The organism is Nocardiopsis sp. CNT312, assembly GCF_000515115.1.
Taxonomy (GTDB): Bacteria; Actinomycetota; Actinomycetes; order Streptosporangiales; family Streptosporangiaceae; genus Nocardiopsis.
The window spans coordinates 120,479-136,748 of sequence record NZ_AZXF01000012.1 but is presented as its reverse complement, the minus strand read 5'-3'; the positions used below and the strand labels follow the sequence as shown (position 1 = coordinate 136,748).

Genomic DNA, 16,270 nt, shown 5'->3' with positions numbered 1-16,270 from the left:
GCCGGGCCGGAACAGCCGTCTATCCGGGAGGCCAGTTCAGCCCGCGGCCGCCGAGGAGGTGGCCGTGGAGGTGGAAGACCGTCTGTCCGGCACCGCTGCCGGTGTTGAACACCAGGCGATACCCCGTCTCGTCGATCCCCTCCGCCTTCGCCACCTCGTGGGCCTCCCGCACGACCTCGTCGAGCAGGCCCGACCCGGCCGCCGCGGCCGCGGCGGCATCGGGGTGGTGCTCCCGCGGGATCACCAGCACGTGGGTGGGGGCCTGGGGGTTGATGTCACGGAAGGCGACGACGCGCTCCCCCTCGCGGACGATCTCCGCGGGCACCTCCCCGCACACGATCTTGCAGAACAGGCAGTCGGCCTCGGCCATCTACGTACCTCCGTCAGGGCACCGTGGTTCGCTTTCCGGGACCGCGCGCCGTGTGCGAGCCCGTCCCGTTCGGAAAAGTCGCGGACCCCATGATGCCGCAGGTCCGCCCCGTGACAAGCCGGCGGAGAGGTCCCGAATCCGTTGGTACCGCGTACCCGACGGTTCGGACACGATAGGCTTTGCACCCGTGCGCGTCGGGCCCGTCGGCCTCCCGTCGACCCTGACCCCCCATCGTGTTCGGAACGGAACGCACGTCTACGTGGAAAAGAATGAGGTATGCCCTTTCGTAAACCCCGCGACAAGGGTGTGCGTCGAACCGGTGTGACGACAGAAACCATGGTGGCCGGAGCCGCCGCGGCTCCGCTCTCCATGGAGTGGGACGCCGACCACGCGGTGACCGAGCTCTACCGAGAGCACTACCGCCCACTGGTCCGCCTCGCCTCCCTGCTCGTCCGGGACCACGCGACCGCCGAGGAGGTCGTACAGGACTCCTTCGTGGCGATGCACGCCGCGTGGCGCCGTCTGCGCGACCCCAACAAAGCCCTGTCCTACCTCCGCCAGGCGGTGGTGAACAAGGCGCGGTCGGTACTGCGCCACCGGGCCGTCGTGGAGAAGCACGCACCCAAGGCACTGCCCGACGCCCCCAGCGCGGAGCACGGCGCCATGAACCTGCTGGAGCGCGAGGCCGTCATCAGGGCGCTGCGCAAGCTCCCCACACGCCAACGGGAGGCGATCGTGCTCCGGTACTACGGCGACCTGTCCGAGGCACAGATCGCCAGCGCCATGGGTATCAGCAAGGGGGCGGTGAAGAGCCACACCTCGCGTGGCATCTCCGCCCTGCGCTCTGTTCTGGAGCAGACGACATGACCAGTCAGCCCGACCCCAGCGACGAGTTCGAGAACCGTCTCCGCGCGATCCTCGCGGCGGAGGCGGACTCGTGTCGGCCCTCCGCCGAGGGACTGAACCTGATACGCGAACGCACCGAGCAGCGTCGCATCACCGCGTGGTTCGGCCTGCCCTGGCTGCGGCCCGCGGCGGCCGTGGCGGGCGCGGTAATGATCGCCACCTCCGTCGTCCTCTCCACGCCCCAGGTCCGCGAGCAGGTACTGGAAATCGTCCCTGCGGGTGCCGACCGCGAGGGCACGACCGCCCCGCCCGAGTCCTCCGAGCCCGGCGTCGACGTCTCCGTTCCCAGCCCCGCCCCAGGGGACGGGGAGCCCGAGCCCTCGGCCGATCCGGCGCTCTCCCCGTCCCCGGATCCCACGTCCGAACAGGAGAGCTCCCCGGGAGACGCCCCCGAGCCCGCTCCCGACGCCTCCCCCACGTGCCCGCCCCCCGGAACGGGCACGGCCGCGGACCAGGACGGGGAGAGCGGTTCCGGCGGCGACGGCTGCCCCGCCTCCGAGGAGCCCTCGGACAGCGCCACCGACGGCGGCGGATCGGACACTTCCACGGACGACCCCGAGGAACCCGTCGACGGCGGTTCCGAGACCGGGCCGACCACGGTCGGCACGGTCTCCGACGACGGCACGCGGTCGATCGCTCCCTGAGGCAAGGCGCCGACGTGCGGGGCGGACCGGCCGGTCCGCCCCGGCTACCAGCGGCCGGTGCGCGCCTGGAGGACCGACAGCGCCGCCACCCCGGCCGTGGAGGTCCTCAGGACGGTGGGCCCCAGGAGGGCCCGCACCGCCCCGGCCTCGGTGAAGGCGTCGAGTTCGGTGTCGGAGAAGCCGCCCTCGGGGCCGACCACCAGCACGATCTCCGCGTCCCCGCTCTCGGGCAGGGCCATTTCGGCCAGCCGCCGGGCCCCGTCCTCGTGCAGGACGACGCCCAGGTCCGCTGCGGCCAGCAGATCCGCCACCGCCCCGCTACCGACGGGGTCAGCGACCTCCGGCAGCCGCGCCCGCCGGGCCTGTTTGGCTGCCTCGCGGGCGCTGGCGCGCCACTTGTCCAGTGACTTGGCGGCCCGGGCGCCCTTCCAGCGGGTGACGCACCGCTGCGCTGCCCACGGCACGAGCGCGTCGACACCGGCCTCGGTCATCATCTCCACGGCCAGCTCGCCGCGGTCGCCCTTGGGCAGGGCCTGGACAACCGTCAGGCGCGGCCTCGGGGCGGGCTCGTCCCGGCGCTCCTCCACCCGGCAGACGATCCGCTCCCCGTCGACGCCGGTCACGGTGCACCGGGCACGGCGCCCTCGCCCGTCGGCCAGGTCGACGGTCTCGCCCTCGCGGATCCGGCGGACCACGGCGGCGTGGCGCCCCTCGGGGCCGGACACGACCACCTGGTCGGTGTCCAGCTCACCGGACCCGACCAGGAAGAGGGCCGGTGTCACTTGGCGCTGAAGGCGTCGCGGATCTTGGCGAAGAACCCGCCGTGCCCGGGGCTGAACCGGCCCGGCGACTTGTCCTCACCGCGCAGTTCGGCGAACTTGCGCAGCAGGGCCTCCTGCTCCTCGTCCAGCTTGGCGGGGGTCTCCACATCGACCCGGATACGCAGGTCGCCCCGGCCGCCGCCGTCGAGGTGGTTGACGCCCTTGTTCGCCAGGGTGATCACGTGTCCGGAGTCGGTCCCGGGACGCAGGTCGATGTTCTCGGTGCCATCGAGGGTGTCGAAGGCGAACGAGGCGCCCAGCGCAGCGGCCGTCATGGGCACGGTCACCGTGCAGTGCAGGTCGTCGCCCCGGCGCTCGAACGTGGGGTGGGGCCTCTGGACGATCTCCAGGATGATGTCGCCGCGCGGTCCGCCGTTGGGGCCGACCTCGCCCTCGCCCGCGAGCTGGATACGGGTGCCGTCGTCGACACCGGCGGGGATCTTGACGGTCCGGGTGACCTTCTCGCGCACCCGGCCCTCACCCGCGCAGTCGGCGCAGGGGTCGGTGATGACGGTGCCCTGCCCCGAGCACTGCGGGCAGGGACGCGAGGTCATCACCTGGCCGAGGAAGGAACGGGTGACCTGGGAGACCTCCCCCTGGCCGTGGCACATCTCACAAGTGGTGCGGTGCGAGCCATGCGCCGTCCCCTCGCCCTGGCACGTCTCGCACAGGATCGCGGTGGGGAAGGTGATCTCCTTGCTGACCCCGAACGCGGTCTCGGCGAGGTCCAGTTCGACGCGGATCTTGATGCTGCGCCCGCGCCGGACCCGCTCGCGCGGCCCCCGGCCGCCAGGCTGTCCGCCGCCGAAGAACGCGTTCATGATGTCGTCGAAGGCGAAGCCGCCCGCTCCGCCGAAACCGCCGGCCCCGCCTCCGCCCGGCGCGAAGGGGTCCTGGCCCATGTCGAACATCCGGCGCTTGTTCTCGTCGGAGAGGACCTCGTAGGCCTGGGTCACCTCCTTGAAGCGCTCCTGGGTGGCGGGGTCCGGGTTGATGTCCGGGTGCAGCTCGCGTGCGAGCCGCCGGTACGCCTTCTTGATCTCGTCCTTGGAGGCGTCGCGACGCACTCCGAGCACCTGGTAATAGTCTCTGGCCACTGAGTTACTGTCCTGCCAAAATCTGTCCGACATACCGAGCCACCGCGCGGACGGCTCCCATCGTCCCGGGGTAGTCCATCCGGGTGGGGCCCACCACGCCGATCTTGGCCAACGACTGGTTTCCCACGCCGTAGTCGGCCGATACGACGGAGGTGGACCGCAGTCCCTCATGGAAGTTCTCCGCGCCGATGCGGACCGTGAGCATCGACGGGTCCTTCGCCTCACCCAGCAAACGGATGAGGACCATGTTCTCTTCCAGTGCTTCCAGAATGTCCCGCAGGCTGGCCGCGAAGTCGACCGCGGCGAGGTTGGCGGTGCCTGCCAGGACGATCTTCTCCTCGTGCCGCTCCACGAGGCTCTCCAACAGGACCGAGAGGACCGCGACGGCCATGTCGCGGTGCTCCGGGTCGACCTGGGCGGGCAGGTCGCCCACCACGCGGGGGACGTCGTTGAGGAAGCGCCCGGCGGTGGCCCGGTTCAGCATGGAGCGCAGGTCGTCGACGGCGCTCTCGCTGATGTCGCCCAACCCGTCGATGACGCGTTGCTCGACGCGGCCGGTGTCGGTGATGACGACCATCATCAGCCGCGGTCCGCCGAGGGGCACCAGTTCCACGTGCTGCACCGACGAACGGGTGAGGGACGGGTACTGGACGATCGCGACCTGGTGGGTGAGCTGGGCGAGCAGCCGCACCGTGCGGGTGACGATCTCGTCGAGGTCCACGGCTCCGGTGAGGAAGGACTCGATGGCCCTGCGCTCGGCGGCCGAGAGCGGCTTGACCGAGGAGAGCCGGTCGACGAAGAGCCGGTAGCCCTTGTCCGTGGGGACCCGTCCCGCGCTGGTGTGCGGCTGGGTGATGTAGCCGTCCTCCTCCAGGGCGACCATGTCGTTGCGGATGGTCGCGGGGGAGACCCCGAGGGGGTGCCGCTCCGCGAGGGCCTTGGAGCCGACGGGCTCGTTGGTATTGACGAAGTCCTCGACGACGGCACGCAGGACCGCGAGCTTGCGCTCATCCAGCAACTCGCCACCTCCCTGGCACTCCGTGGTCCACAGTGCCAATTCTATGCCCGGCCGCAAACCCGCTCGGCGCCCCGCCGGTGGTCCGCGCCGCGGGGAATCCCCACCAGTACACTGCACGACCGTGTCCAACAAGGGAACCGACCGCTACGGCCGCGACGTACTGGCGACCGGACCGCGGCCGAAGAGGAGAGAAGTCCGCGAGGTGCCCCTGAGCCGGGACCTGGTCGTGGAGACGGCCGAGGAGACCTTCTGCGGTGCCGTCGTCGCCTGGGACAAGGCGACCGTGACCCTGGAGGACCGGGCGGCGCGCCGCCGGGTGTTCGGCCTGGCCCCGGCCGCGTTCCTCATCGACGGGCGCCCCGTCACGCTGGTGCGCCCAGACGGCGCGTCCAGGGGCCCCCTGCGCAGCGCGTCGGGTTCGATCGCGGTGCGCGGCGCCCGCGCGCGGACGGCCCGGGAGAGCCGGATCTACGTCGAGGGTGCGCACGACGCGGAACTGGTGGAGAAGGTCTGGGGCCACGACCTGCGTGTGGAGGGCGTGGCTGTTGAGTTCCTGGAGGGGGTCGACGACCTGCCCGCGATCGTGGCGGAGTTCGCTCCCGGCCCGGGCCGCCGCTTGGGGGTGCTGGTGGACCACCTCGTGCCCGGTTCCAAGGAGAGCCGGATCGCCGCGCGGGTCCGGGGCGGGGACGTGCTGGTGGCCGGACACCCCTACGTGGACGTGTGGCAGGCGGTCCGCCCCCGCGCGGTGGGGATCGCGCGCTGGCCCGAGGTCCCGCGCGGCGTCCCCTGGAAGGAGGGGGTCGTGGACGCGCTCGGGTGGCGGATGGAGACGGGTGAGGCCTGGCGGCGCATCCTCGGTTCGGTCCGCTCCTACGCGGATCTGGAGCCCTCGCTGCTGGGGCGTGTGGAGGAGCTCATCGACTTCGTCACCGGACCGCACCCGGCCTAGGATCGCAGGGGGCGCGGGTGGCCGCCCGTGCCGTCGCCGGACCACGGCCCCATGGTCGTCGGTGGATCCCCTGACATCACACGCCCCACAGCAGCGGAGCGAAGGACAACATGAGCGAGACCCCGACGAACCCCCCGTCCCCGGAGAAACCGCAGGGCGGACCGCCGCCCGAGCAGGTCCAGGGGCCGCCCGCGAACGCCCCGTCCCCCTACGAGCCCGAGGCCGCCCCCCAGCCGGGACAGCCGCGGCGGTACGGTCCGGCCGTGCCGCACTCCGACGCGGGCCCCCAGTCCGCGCCCCAGCCCTCCTACACGCCGCGGCCCGATCCCGGGCGGCGGCCGGGGCAGCCCGCGTTCGCTCCCCCGCAGGACGCCCAGGGACGGCCCGTACCGCCGCAGCCCCCCTACGGTCAGCCCGGCCAGCCGCAGTACACTCCCCAGCCGGGGCAGCCTCCGCTGGGCCCGCCGCAGCCCCAGGCGTGGGCACCCCAGCTCCAGCAGCCCGTGTTCGCTCCGCGGGGCCCCGGTCCCGGCTTCCCTCCCGGCCCTCCGGCCGACTTTCCGGGCGGCCCCCAGACCGCGCCGCCGCCCTACGGGCAGCCCGGCGGCCCCTACGGGCAGCAGCAGCCGGGTGACGACGGCACCCTGGTGTCGATGCTCGCGCACCTGTCGGGCTTCGTGATCGCCTTCCTGGGGTGGATCCCGCCGCTGGCGATCTACCTCACCAAGCGGAACCGGTCCCCGGTCGTGCGCCACCACGCGTCGGAGGCGGCGAACTTCCAGCTCACCCTGCTGATCCCCTACCTGTTCGCCTGTGTGGCCTTCATCGGTCTGGGTATCTTCTTCCCAGAGCTGTCCTGGGTGGGATCCCTGTTCATCGCCCTGATCTGGGTGGTGGCGATCGTCTTCGGGGTCCTGGGCGCCTCCGGCGCCAACAGGGGAACGTGGTACCGCTACCCGGTGAGCATCCGGCTCCTGAAGTAGCACCCCGGCCCGGGGCCGAGCGGAACCGGATACGGAGGGGCACCCCATGGCCTACCCCAACACACCGCCTCCCGAGGACCCCGACGAGCGGGGACGGCAGCGGCCCGGCAACGGGCCCGGCAACGGGCCCGCTGCCGGCGGGCCTCCGCCGGAGCCGGGTCCCGGCTCCGGGGCACCGCCCGGCGGGTACGCGCCGGGCACCCCGCCGCAGGGCGGGTACCCCCAGGGCGATTACGCGCCGGGCGGGCTCGAACCCTCGTCGGCGACGGGGCAGCCGAACGCGTCGGAGCGGCAGATGGGCATGATCGCCCACCTGGGCGGCGGGCTGGCCGGATTCTTCTTCTCCGGGTTCGGCTGGGTCGTCCCGCTGGTCGTCTACCTGGTGAAGCGGGACGAGTCCCCGTTCGTCCGCGACCAGTCCGCGCAGGCGCTCAACTTCCAGATCCTGGTCACCATCGGCATCGTGGTGTCGTGGGTGCTGACGTTCGTACTGATCGGCCTGCTGACGTGGGCGGTCGTGGCCATCGTCTGCCTGGTCCTGGGCATCCTCGGCGGGGTGGCGGCCAACCGGGGCGAGTGGTACCGGTATCCGTTCAACGTCAACTGGGTCAAGTAGGACATCCGCCCCTTTCGCCCACCTGTAGGCTTCCTTCGACAGGGACTTCCCTCGTCAACGGCGCCGTGGAACCGTCCCTGCCCCTGTTACGGTCCCGGGTGCCACGGAAGGTTCGGTGTGCGGCCGCTTGTGACGCGGACCGCATGGAACCGATTCACGGTGCGCGTGCGTCTGCTCTGGCAGGCGCCCCACCGGACGCCCCCAACCGTCCAAACGAAGGAATACGCATGGCCTACCCCAACACACCCCCGCCCGAGGACCCCTACAACCAGGGCCAGCAGCCGGGCTACCAGCAGGGAACCGGCGGATACGACGCCCAGAGCGGCGGCTACCCCCCGCCTCCCGCGGGCGGATACCCGCAGCAGGGCCAGCCCCAGCCGGGCTACGGCCCCCAGCAGGGCCAGCCCGGTTACGGACCCCAGCCCGGCTACGGACCCCAGCAGAGCGGCTCCGACGACCGGCAGATGGCCTTCTTCGCCCACTTGGGCGGCGGCATCCTCGGCTTCATCGTTCCCCTGATCGTCTACCTGGTGAAGAAGGACCAGTCCCCGTGGGTCCGCCAGGAGTCGGCGGCGGCGCTGAACTTCCAGCTCATCATGCTCATCGGGTACATGATCTCCAGTGTGCTGTCGATCGTCTTCATCGGCGTCCTGCTCTGGGCGGGGCTCTTCGTCTTCTCGCTCATCTGCGGTATCCAGCGCGGCGTGGCGGTGAACCGGGGCGAGCAGGCCAAGCCCTACCCGTTCAACGTCGACTGGGTGAAGTAGGCACGCGTACGCGCGATCGGGGGCCCGGCCGAGTGCCGGGCCTTCGTCGTGTCCGCCCTCAGGTGAGGTCGCGGACCACGGCGTCGGCGAGCAGACGGCCCCTCAGGGTGAGCACGGCGCGGCCTTCGGCGTGGGCAGCGGGGTCGAGCAGCCCTTCGGCCACCGCCCGTTCGGCCGCCGCGCGGCCGGGCTCCTCCAGCAGGTCCAGCGGGCAGCCCCCGGCCACGCGGATCTCCAGCAGGACGCGCTCGAACCGGCGCTCATCAGCGGTGAGGACCTCGCGCGCCTGTCCCGGGCTCTGGCCCCGCGCCAGCCTGGCGGCGTGGGCGGCGGGGTGCTTGACGTTCCACCAGCGGGTGCCGCCCACGTGGCTGTGGGCACCCGGCCCCACCCCCCACCAGTGGCCGCCGGTCCAGTACAGGAGGTTGTGGCGGCTGCGCGCCGCGTCGCCGCGGGCCCAGTTGGACACCTCGTAGGCGGTGAGCCCCGCCTCGGTGAGCACCCGGTCAGCCATGAGGTAGCGATCGGCCATGGTGTCGCCGTCGGGTTCGGCCACCTCTCCCCTGCGGACGCGGGCGGCCAGGCGGGTGCCCTCCTCCACGATCAGCGAGTAGGCGGAGACGTGGTCGGGGCCGGCGGCCACCGCCGTTTGGAGGGAGGCGGCCCAGTCGTCGTCGCTCTCCCCCGGGGTGCCGTAGATGAGGTCGAGGTTGACGTGCTCGAACCCGGCGGCGCGGGCCCACTCCACGCACCGCTCCGGCCGCCCCGGGGTGTGTCCGCGCTCCAGGACGCGCAGCACGTGCGGGCGGGCGCTCTGCATGCCAAAGGACACGCGGGTGAACCCGGCCTCGCGCAGACGCGCCAGGTCGTCGGGGCCGACGGTCTCGGGGTTGGCCTCGGTGGTGATCTCGGCGTCGGCGGTCAGGCCGAACCGGTCGCCGATCGCGGCGACGATCCGCCCCAGGTCCTCGGCGGGCAACAGGGTGGGCGTGCCGCCACCGACGAAGACGGTGCTCACGGGCGGGCGCTCCCCAGTCAGGACCCGGTCGGCGAGGGCGACCTCCCCGACTGCCTGGTCGGCGTAGGTCTCGCGGGAGGCGGTGGCCGTTCCGTCGCGCGAGAGGAGTTCGTCGGCCGTGTAGGTGTTGAAGTCGCAGTAGCCGCACCGCGTGGCGCAGAAGGGCACGTGGACGTAGAAGCCGAGGGGCCGGTCGCCGAGTTCGGCGAGGGAGGCGGCGGGCAGCTCCCCGGTCGTGGGGACCGGGTCGCCGCCGAGGTCGACGGAAGGCATGCACCCAGTGTCACCGACGGGTCGGCGTGCCCCGGACGGGGCCGGCCGCGCCTCACCCTCCTGCGGCGGCCTTCCCCTGGACCGCGACGGCCGTCGCTTCGGGAACCAGGCGGCCGGGAGCGACGGCGGTGGAGCCGCGCACGATGAGTTCGGGGTCGAAGACGTACTCGGTGCGGGAGACGGTGTGCCCGGAGATCTCGTCGCACAGGGCGCGGACGGCTGCCAGGGCCATGGCGTTGACCGGCTGGCGCACGGTGGTCAGCGGCGGATCGGTGAACGCGATGAGCTGGGAGTCGTCGTAGCCCACCACGGAGAAGTCCCGCGGAACCCGCAGACCGCGCTGGCGCGCGGCGCGGACGGCGCCCAGGGCCATCATGTCGGAGCCGCACACCATGGCGGTGACGCCGCGCTCGATGAGGGTGCACGCGGCGGCGTGGCCGCCCTCCACCCCGAAGAGCGACAGTTCCACGAGGTTCTCGCCGTCGAGCCCGTGGCGGGCCAGGGCCTCTCGGTACCCCTCGATCCTGCGCCGGACCGGGACGTAGCGCTCCGGTCCGCTGGTGAAGCCGATCCGGGTGTGCCCGAGGGCGACGAGGTGGTCGACGGCCAGGCGCCCGGCCTCGTGGTCGTCACAGGAGATGAAGGCGGCGTCGACGGCGTCGGCGAAGCCGTTGACGAGCACGATCGGCAGGCGCCGGGAGATGAGGGTGCGGTAGCGGTCGTGGGGGGCGGTGGTGTCGGCGTGGCGCCCGGAGACGAAGAGGATGCCGGAGACATTGCGCTCCAGCAGCAGCTCCACGTACTCGTCCTCGGTGATCCCGCCCGGGGCCTGGGTGCACAGGACCGGGGTGAAGCCGCGCTGTGCCAGTGCGCCCTCGGCGGCCTGGGCGAACATCGGGAAGACGGGGTTGCCGAGTTCGGGGATGACCATACCGACGAGCCCCGCGGAGCGCTGCCGCAGCCGTGCGGGCCGCTCGTAGCCGAGGACGTCGAGTGCCGTCAGGACGGCCTTGCGCGTGTCGCCGCCGACCCCGGCTTTGTCGTTGAGCACGCGCGAGACCGTCGCTTCGCTGACGCCTGCGTACCGCGCGATGTCGGCAAGTCGTGGACCCATGGGGCAACTCTAGCCGAAATCGCTGACATAGAGATGCAAGAAGAAGGTAATCTTGCGCAAGAGCTTTCACACGCGTGACGGAAGGAACCCCTGCATGGAGCCCCGGGAGCACTGGTGGCGCGAGGCCGCCATCTACCAGATCTACGTACGCAGCTTCGCCGACTCCAACGGCGACGGGGAGGGCGACCTCGCCGGTATCCGCGAGCGCCTCCCCCACCTCGTGGAGCTCGGTGTCGACGCGATCTGGCTGACCCCCTTCTACGTCTCCCCCCTGGCCGACGGGGGTTACGACGTGGCCGACTACCGCGACGTCGACCCGCGCTTCGGCACACTGGAGGACTTCGACGCCCTTTTGGAGTCGGCGCACGCCTCGGGCATCCGCGTGATCATCGACATCGTGCCCAACCACACCTCGTCGGCGCACCGGTGGTTCCGCGAGGCCGTCGCCGCCGAACCGGGCTCCCCCGAGCGCGCCCGCTATCTGTTCCGCGACGGCGGGGGGCCGCACGGGGAGGAGCCGCCCAACAACTGGAGCTCGATCTTCGGCGGCCCGGCGTGGACGCGCCTGAAGCGTCCCGACGGCACCCCCGAGCAGTGGTACCTGCACCTGTTCGACGCCGAGCAGCCCGACCTGGACTGGACCAACCCGGAGGTGCACGAGGAGTTCGACGACGTCCTGCGCTTCTGGCTGGAGCGCGGCGTGGACGGGTTCCGGATCGACGTGGCGCACGGGATGGTCAAGGACGGGGCCCTGCCGGACCTGCCCGAGGGCGCCCAGGCGGGCCTCCTCGACGGCGACACCTCGCTGCCCTACTTCGACCAGGACGGTGTGCACGACATCTACCGCCGGTGGCGCGCGCTCGTCGAGGAGTACCCGGGCGGCCGGGCGCTGGTCGCCGAGGCGTGGGTGGAGGACGCCGAGCGGGTCGCCCGCTACCTGCGCCCGGACGAGCTGCACCAGGCGTTCAACTTCGAGTACCTGACCTCGCCCTGGGACCCGGCCCGCCTGCGCGAGGTGATCGACCGGTCCCTGTCCGCCAACGGCGCGGTGGGCGCCGCCACCACGTGGGTGCTGTCCAACCACGACATCCACCGCCACGTCACCCGCTTCGGCGGGGGCGAGCAGGGGCTGCGCCGGGCGCGCGCCGCGACACTGCTGATGCTGGCACTGCCGGGTTCGGTCTACCTGTACCAGGGAGAGGAACTCGGGCTGCCCGAGGTCACCGACCTGCCCGAGGACGCGCTCCAGGACCCGACCTGGGAGCGCTCGGGCCGCACCGACCGCGGGCGGGACGGCTGCCGTGTCCCGCTCCCCTGGGAGCGGGGGCCGGAGCCGTGCGGTTTCGGTCCGGAGGGGTCCGAGCCGTGGCTGCCGCTCCCCGAGGGCTGGGGCGAGCTCTCGCGGGCCGCCCAGAAGGGGGTGCCGGGCTCGACTCTGGAGCTGTACACGGCCGCGCTGGGAACGCGCCGTGAGCTGGAGGCGCTCGGTGACGGGGCGATGACCTGGCTCGACGCCCCCGAGGGCGTACTGCACTTCGAGCGCGAACCCGGCTTCCGGTGCGCGGTCAACCTGCGGCGGGAGCCGGTGGAGATCGGATCCGAGGGCACGGTGCTCCTGAGCAGCGCCCCGGTGGACGCACCCGCGGAGGGCTCCCTCACGCTGCCCGCCGACACCGCGGTGTGGCTCCGCGTGTAGGAACCACGTCCAGGAGACGTGTCCGGGTCCGAGGACACCGGACCGCTTCTGGACGTTTCCGCATCTTTACCATCAAGTTTCGCAAGCCCTTTCAAAGTCTGCAATTAATTGCTAATGTCACACCACCGCGCACACTGACGACGGCCGGGGGGCGTCCCGTGTGCGCACCCCACCCCTCTGCCTCCCGGAAGGACTCCCCCTATGAGACTCCGTACAGCATCGGCGCTCGCCGGTATCACCGCGATCGCCCTGGCGGCGACCGCCTGCGGCGGCGAGGGCACCGGCGACAGCGGCGGCGAGGCGGCCGCCGGCACCCTCGTCATCTGGACCGACCCCGAGCGGGCCGACGCGGTGGAGCAGTCCGCCGCCGCGTTCGCCGAGACCAACGGCATCGATGTCAGCGTCAACGCCGTGGCCTTCGAGGACATGCAGGGCGACGTGCTCAACGCCTACCAGGCGGGCAACGCGCCGGACGTCTTCATCGGAGCACACGACTGGACCGGCAACCTGGTGCGCAACGGCGCGGTACAGCCGATCGAGCTCCCCCAGGACCGGGCCGACCTGCTCGACTCCACCTCCCTGGAGGCGATGACCTACGACGGCCAGCTCTTCGGCGTTCCGTACTCGCAGGAGAACATCTTCCTCATGCGCAACACGGAGCTGGCGCCGGAGGCACCGCGGACCTTCGAGGAGCTCGTGGAGGCCGGCAGCGCGCTCAAGGAGGACGGCGAGGTCAGCGAGGTCCTGTCCATGGCGGTCGGCCAGGAGGGCGACCCCTACCGGATGAACGCCCTGTTCACCTCCGCCGGCGGCTACCTGTTCGGGCAGGACGACACCGGGACCTGGGACCCCGCCGACCTCGGTGTGGACACCGAGGCCTCGATCGCGGCCATGGAGAGGATCGCCGAGTACGGCGAGGCCGGCGAGGGCGTACTGCGCCGCTCCATCACCACGGAGAACGACGCCGCGCTGTTCTTCGACGGGGAGGCCGCGTTCTTCGTCGCCGGGCCCTGGAACATCGCCGACGCCGACGCCTCCGGGATCGACTACGCGATCAGCCCCATCCCCGGGTTCGAGGACGGCGGCCCCGCCAGCCCCTACATCGGTTACCAGTCCTTCTTCGTCACCGAGGGCAGCACCAACACCGCGCTCGCCGAGGAGTTCGTGACCAACTACGTCACCGACACCGATTTCATCCTGGACCTGTACGCGGCCGACCCGCGCACCCCGGTCCAGGCCGAGGCGCTGGAGAGCGTCTCCGCCGACGACCCGAACATCGGCGCGATCGCCGAGGCCGGCACCGAGGGCATGCCGATGCCCTCCATCCCGGAGATGGGCGAGACCTGGCAGCCGCTGGGCGTGGCCCAGGCCGAGATCGTCGGCGGCACCGACCCCGCCAAGGCCATGGAGTCCGCGGCCGCGACGATCTCCGAGCAGATCGGCGAGTAGTAGTGGCGGCCTCCGAACACGACAGCGCGGGCGCCCCCAGCGGGGCGCCCGCCCGTCCACCCCTCCCGGGAGGGCGCTTCGCACCCGGGACCTCGCTGACCGCACACGTCGTCAAGATCGGTCTGCTGGGCCTGTTCACCGCCCTGGGTGTGTGGGCCGTGCTCCCGCTCTACCTCGCGGGCCACTGGCTCGGCCTGGCCGTAGCGGCCGGCGTGGTGGCGCTCGTCTACCACGTCTACCTCTCCAAGCGCACCGTCCCAGCGAAGTACCTGCTCCCCGGCGTGCTGTTCCTCGTCGCCTTCCAGATCCTGCCGGTGCTCTACACGATGAGCACCTCGGTCACCAACATGAGCGACGGCCACCGCGTCGACAAGCAGCAGGCGATCGCCTCCATCGAGTCCCTGTCCGTGACCCGCACCCCCGACGCGGAGGAGTACACCCTCACCGTCGCCACCGCGGGCGACCCGGAGACCGGCGCGCTGGTGTTCCTGCTCACCGACCCCGAGGGCCGGACCTACACAGGAGACGAGGAGGGGCTCGACCCGCTCCCCACGGCCACCGTGAACGCATCGGGCAGGATCACCGGGGCCTTCGGCTACACGGTCCTCACCCCGGCGCAGGTCAACGCGCGCAGCGCGGAACTGGAGGAGTTCGCCGTCCCCACGGGCGACGGCGCCGGCATCCGCTCCAGCGGGCTGTCCACGGCCTTCGAGGGGACCGCGGTCCGCTCCTACGACGCCTCGTGCGACTGCGTCACCGACTCGGAGACCGGAACCGTGTACACCGCCGACGACGAGCGCGGCGCCTTCTACGGCCCCGAGGGCGACCGGCTCCCGCAGGGCTGGAAGGTCAACGTCGGCTTCGACAACTTCGCCCGGTTCCTGTTCGACCCGACCTTCGCGTCGTCGTTCTTCGGCATCCTGGTGTGGAACATCGCCTTCGCCGTCGCCGTGACCGGCCTGGTGTTCGTGGTCGGCCTGGCCGTGGCGATGGCCCTGCACGTGCCGAGGATGCGGGGCAAGGCGCTGTACCGGATCCTGGTGGTCCTGCCCTACGCCATGAGCTCGCTGGCCATGTACCTGCTGTGGCGGGACATGTTCAACACCGACTTCGGCCTGATCAACCGGATGCTCGGGCTCCAGATCGACTGGTTCGGCGACGCCTGGAGCGCGCGGGCCGCGGTCATCCTCGCCAACGTGTGGCTGGGCTACCCCTACATGTTCCTCGTGGCCACCGGGGCCCTCCAGGCCGTCCCGCGCGAGCTCTCCCAGGCGGCGCAGATCGACGGGGCGGGCCGCTGGCAGGCCTTCCGGCACGTGACGCTGCCGCTGCTCATGGTCGCGATGAGCCCGATCCTGGTCGCCACGTTCGCGTTCAACTTCAACAACTTCAACGCGGTGTGGCTGCTGACCCGCGGCGGTCCGCTGTCGTCGGAGAACTCCACCGCCGGGGCCACCGACCTGCTCATCACCTACACCTACCGGCTGGCCTTCAACGAGGCGACCGCCCAGTACGGATACGCCGCGGCCCTGTCGGTGATGATCTTCGTCATCGTCTCGCTCATCTCCGTGGTGAGCCTGCGGAGAAGCAAGGCCCTGATGGAGGTGGACCGATGACGGCGTACACCGTCGACCCGGCGGCGACCCGCTACCGGCGCACCGCGGCGACCAGGTTCGCGCTGTGGGCCGCCCGCCTGGGCTGGCGCCACGCGTTCATGTGGGTGGTCGCGGCCTTCGCGGTCTTCCCCGTGCTGTTCGTGGTCTCGGCCGCGCTCAACCCGCTGGGCACGCTGAGCAGCGCCCGGCTGTGGCCCACGGGGGCGAGCGCCGACAACGCGCTGGACCTGTTCGGGAACACACCCTTCACCACGTGGTACGCCAACTCGCTGTTCTTCGCGCTCGCCAACGCGGCCGTGACGGTCCTGCTGTCAGCGCTGGCGGCCTACGCCTTCAGCCGGATGCGGTTCCGCGGGCGCAGGGTGGGGCTCGTCGGCCTGCTGGTCATCCAGATGTTCCCGCAGTTCCTCGCGATCGTCGCCCTGTACCTGATGTTCTCCTCCATCGGCGAGTACCGGCCGGAACTGGGTTTCGACACCCGCTGGGGGCTGCTGCTGGTGTACCTGGGAGGTGCGCTGAGCATCAACACGTGGCTGATGAAGGGCTTCTTCGACACCGTGCCCAAGGAGCTGGACGAGTCCGCGCAGATGGACGGGGCCACGCACGCGCAGGTGTTCTTCCGCATCATGCTGCCTCTGGTCACCCCGGTCCTGGCGATCGTCGGGCTTCTGGTGTTCATCAACACCGTCAACGAGTTCCTGCTGGCGAGCGTGTTCCTGCGCGACACCGACGCCAAGACGCTCGGGCTGGGCCTGTACCAACTGGTAGCCTCGCAGCGCAACGCCAACTTCGGGATGTTCTCGGTGGGGGCGATCATGCTGTCCCTGCCGACCCTGATGGTGTTCTGGTTCCTCCAGCGCTACATCACCGAGGGCCTGACCTCGGGGGCCGTGAAGGGGTAGCCGCCGCCACCGTTCCACGGCTGAGGGG

Annotated in this window: 16 protein-coding genes; 10 read left to right on the top strand and 6 right to left on the bottom strand. The window is 71.5% G+C overall.

All coding sequences use genetic code 11. From position 1 onward, the window contains the following. Positions 1 to 19: 19 nt before the first annotated feature. A complete protein-coding gene (locus tag B042_RS0104370) occupies positions 20 to 370 on the bottom strand; it encodes a histidine triad nucleotide-binding protein (RefSeq protein ID WP_028647225.1) in 351 nt (116 codons plus the stop codon). Positions 371 to 706: 336 nt separating this feature from the next. Between B042_RS0104370 and B042_RS0104365 the strand changes: the two genes are divergently transcribed. Both B042_RS0104365 and B042_RS25550 read left to right on the top strand, forming a co-directional pair. Further along, positions 707 to 1,237: a SigE family RNA polymerase sigma factor gene (locus B042_RS0104365; RefSeq protein WP_028647224.1), complete on the top strand. Its 531-nt coding sequence runs from the start codon at positions 707 to 709 to the stop codon at positions 1,235 to 1,237. Next, positions 1,234 to 1,920: a hypothetical protein gene (locus B042_RS25550; RefSeq protein WP_051415465.1), complete on the top strand. Its 687-nt coding sequence runs from the start codon at positions 1,234 to 1,236 to the stop codon at positions 1,918 to 1,920. The genes B042_RS0104365 and B042_RS25550 overlap by 4 nt, the downstream gene beginning before the upstream one ends. A gap of 44 nt (positions 1,921 to 1,964) precedes the next feature. On the opposite strand, the gene B042_RS0104355 is transcribed toward B042_RS25550, so the two are convergent. From B042_RS0104355 to hrcA, 3 genes are read right to left on the bottom strand one after another with little or no spacing between them, the layout of a single operon-like run. After that, positions 1,965 to 2,702: a 16S rRNA (uracil(1498)-N(3))-methyltransferase gene (locus B042_RS0104355; protein WP_028647223.1), complete on the bottom strand. Its 738-nt coding sequence runs from the start codon at positions 2,700 to 2,702 to the stop codon at positions 1,965 to 1,967. Continuing rightward, positions 2,699 to 3,838: a molecular chaperone DnaJ gene (gene dnaJ / locus B042_RS0104350; RefSeq protein ID WP_028647222.1), complete on the bottom strand. Its 1,140-nt coding sequence runs from the start codon at positions 3,836 to 3,838 to the stop codon at positions 2,699 to 2,701. Before dnaJ ends, B042_RS0104355 begins: the two co-directional genes overlap by 4 nt. 4 nt (positions 3,839 to 3,842) lie before the next feature. Next, complete coding sequence (hrcA, locus tag B042_RS0104345; protein ID WP_028647221.1) at positions 3,843 to 4,856, bottom strand: heat-inducible transcriptional repressor HrcA; 1,014 nt, start codon at positions 4,854 to 4,856, stop codon at positions 3,843 to 3,845. A 121-nt stretch (positions 4,857 to 4,977) separates the two neighbouring features. Between hrcA and B042_RS0104340 the strand changes: the two genes are divergently transcribed. The 4 genes from B042_RS0104340 to B042_RS0104325 all read left to right on the top strand — a co-directional run bounded on the left by B042_RS0104340 (position 4,978) and on the right by B042_RS0104325 (position 8,174). Then, positions 4,978 to 5,808, top strand: coding sequence for a DUF3097 domain-containing protein (locus tag B042_RS0104340; RefSeq protein WP_028647220.1), 831 nt, complete (start codon positions 4,978 to 4,980; stop codon positions 5,806 to 5,808). Positions 5,809 to 6,461: 653 nt separating this feature from the next. After that, positions 6,462 to 6,791: a DUF4870 domain-containing protein gene (locus B042_RS0104335; RefSeq protein ID WP_036553898.1), complete on the top strand. Its 330-nt coding sequence runs from the start codon at positions 6,462 to 6,464 to the stop codon at positions 6,789 to 6,791. A 46-nt stretch (positions 6,792 to 6,837) separates the two neighbouring features. Continuing rightward, on the top strand, positions 6,838 to 7,407 hold the full coding sequence (locus tag B042_RS0104330; RefSeq protein ID WP_028647218.1) for a DUF4870 domain-containing protein: 570 nt from the start codon (positions 6,838 to 6,840) through the stop codon (positions 7,405 to 7,407). Between the two features lie 227 nt (positions 7,408 to 7,634). Continuing rightward, positions 7,635 to 8,174, top strand: a complete 540-nt coding sequence (locus B042_RS0104325) for a DUF4870 domain-containing protein (protein WP_028647217.1) — start codon at positions 7,635 to 7,637, stop codon at positions 8,172 to 8,174. 58 nt (positions 8,175 to 8,232) lie between these two features. Here B042_RS0104325 and hemW read toward each other — a convergent pair whose 3' ends face one another. Both hemW and B042_RS21935 read right to left on the bottom strand, forming a co-directional pair. Next, positions 8,233 to 9,465, bottom strand: a complete 1,233-nt coding sequence (gene hemW, locus B042_RS0104320) for a radical SAM family heme chaperone HemW (RefSeq protein WP_028647216.1) — start codon at positions 9,463 to 9,465, stop codon at positions 8,233 to 8,235. A gap of 52 nt (positions 9,466 to 9,517) precedes the next feature. Next, complete coding sequence (locus B042_RS21935; protein ID WP_051415464.1) at positions 9,518 to 10,579, bottom strand: LacI family DNA-binding transcriptional regulator; 1,062 nt, start codon at positions 10,577 to 10,579, stop codon at positions 9,518 to 9,520. A 94-nt stretch (positions 10,580 to 10,673) separates the two neighbouring features. Between B042_RS21935 and B042_RS0104310 the strand changes: the two genes are divergently transcribed. From B042_RS0104310 to B042_RS0104295, 4 genes are all read left to right on the top strand, one after another. Next, entirely contained in the window at positions 10,674 to 12,275 is a 1,602-nt protein-coding gene (locus tag B042_RS0104310; protein ID WP_028647215.1) for a glycoside hydrolase family 13 protein, read from the top strand. 201 nt (positions 12,276 to 12,476) lie between these two features. Then, the gene (locus tag B042_RS0104305) at positions 12,477 to 13,724 is read left to right on the top strand and encodes an extracellular solute-binding protein (protein WP_028647214.1); all 1,248 of its coding nucleotides are present in this window, start codon (positions 12,477 to 12,479) and stop codon (positions 13,722 to 13,724) included. A 2-nt stretch (positions 13,725 to 13,726) separates the two neighbouring features. Continuing rightward, complete coding sequence (locus B042_RS0104300) at positions 13,727 to 15,340, top strand: ABC transporter permease subunit (protein WP_028647213.1); 1,614 nt, start codon at positions 13,727 to 13,729, stop codon at positions 15,338 to 15,340. Further along, on the top strand, positions 15,337 to 16,242 hold the full coding sequence (locus B042_RS0104295) for a sugar ABC transporter permease (protein ID WP_028647212.1): 906 nt from the start codon (positions 15,337 to 15,339) through the stop codon (positions 16,240 to 16,242). The genes B042_RS0104300 and B042_RS0104295 overlap by 4 nt, the downstream gene beginning before the upstream one ends. Positions 16,243 to 16,270: the final 28 nt, after the last annotated feature.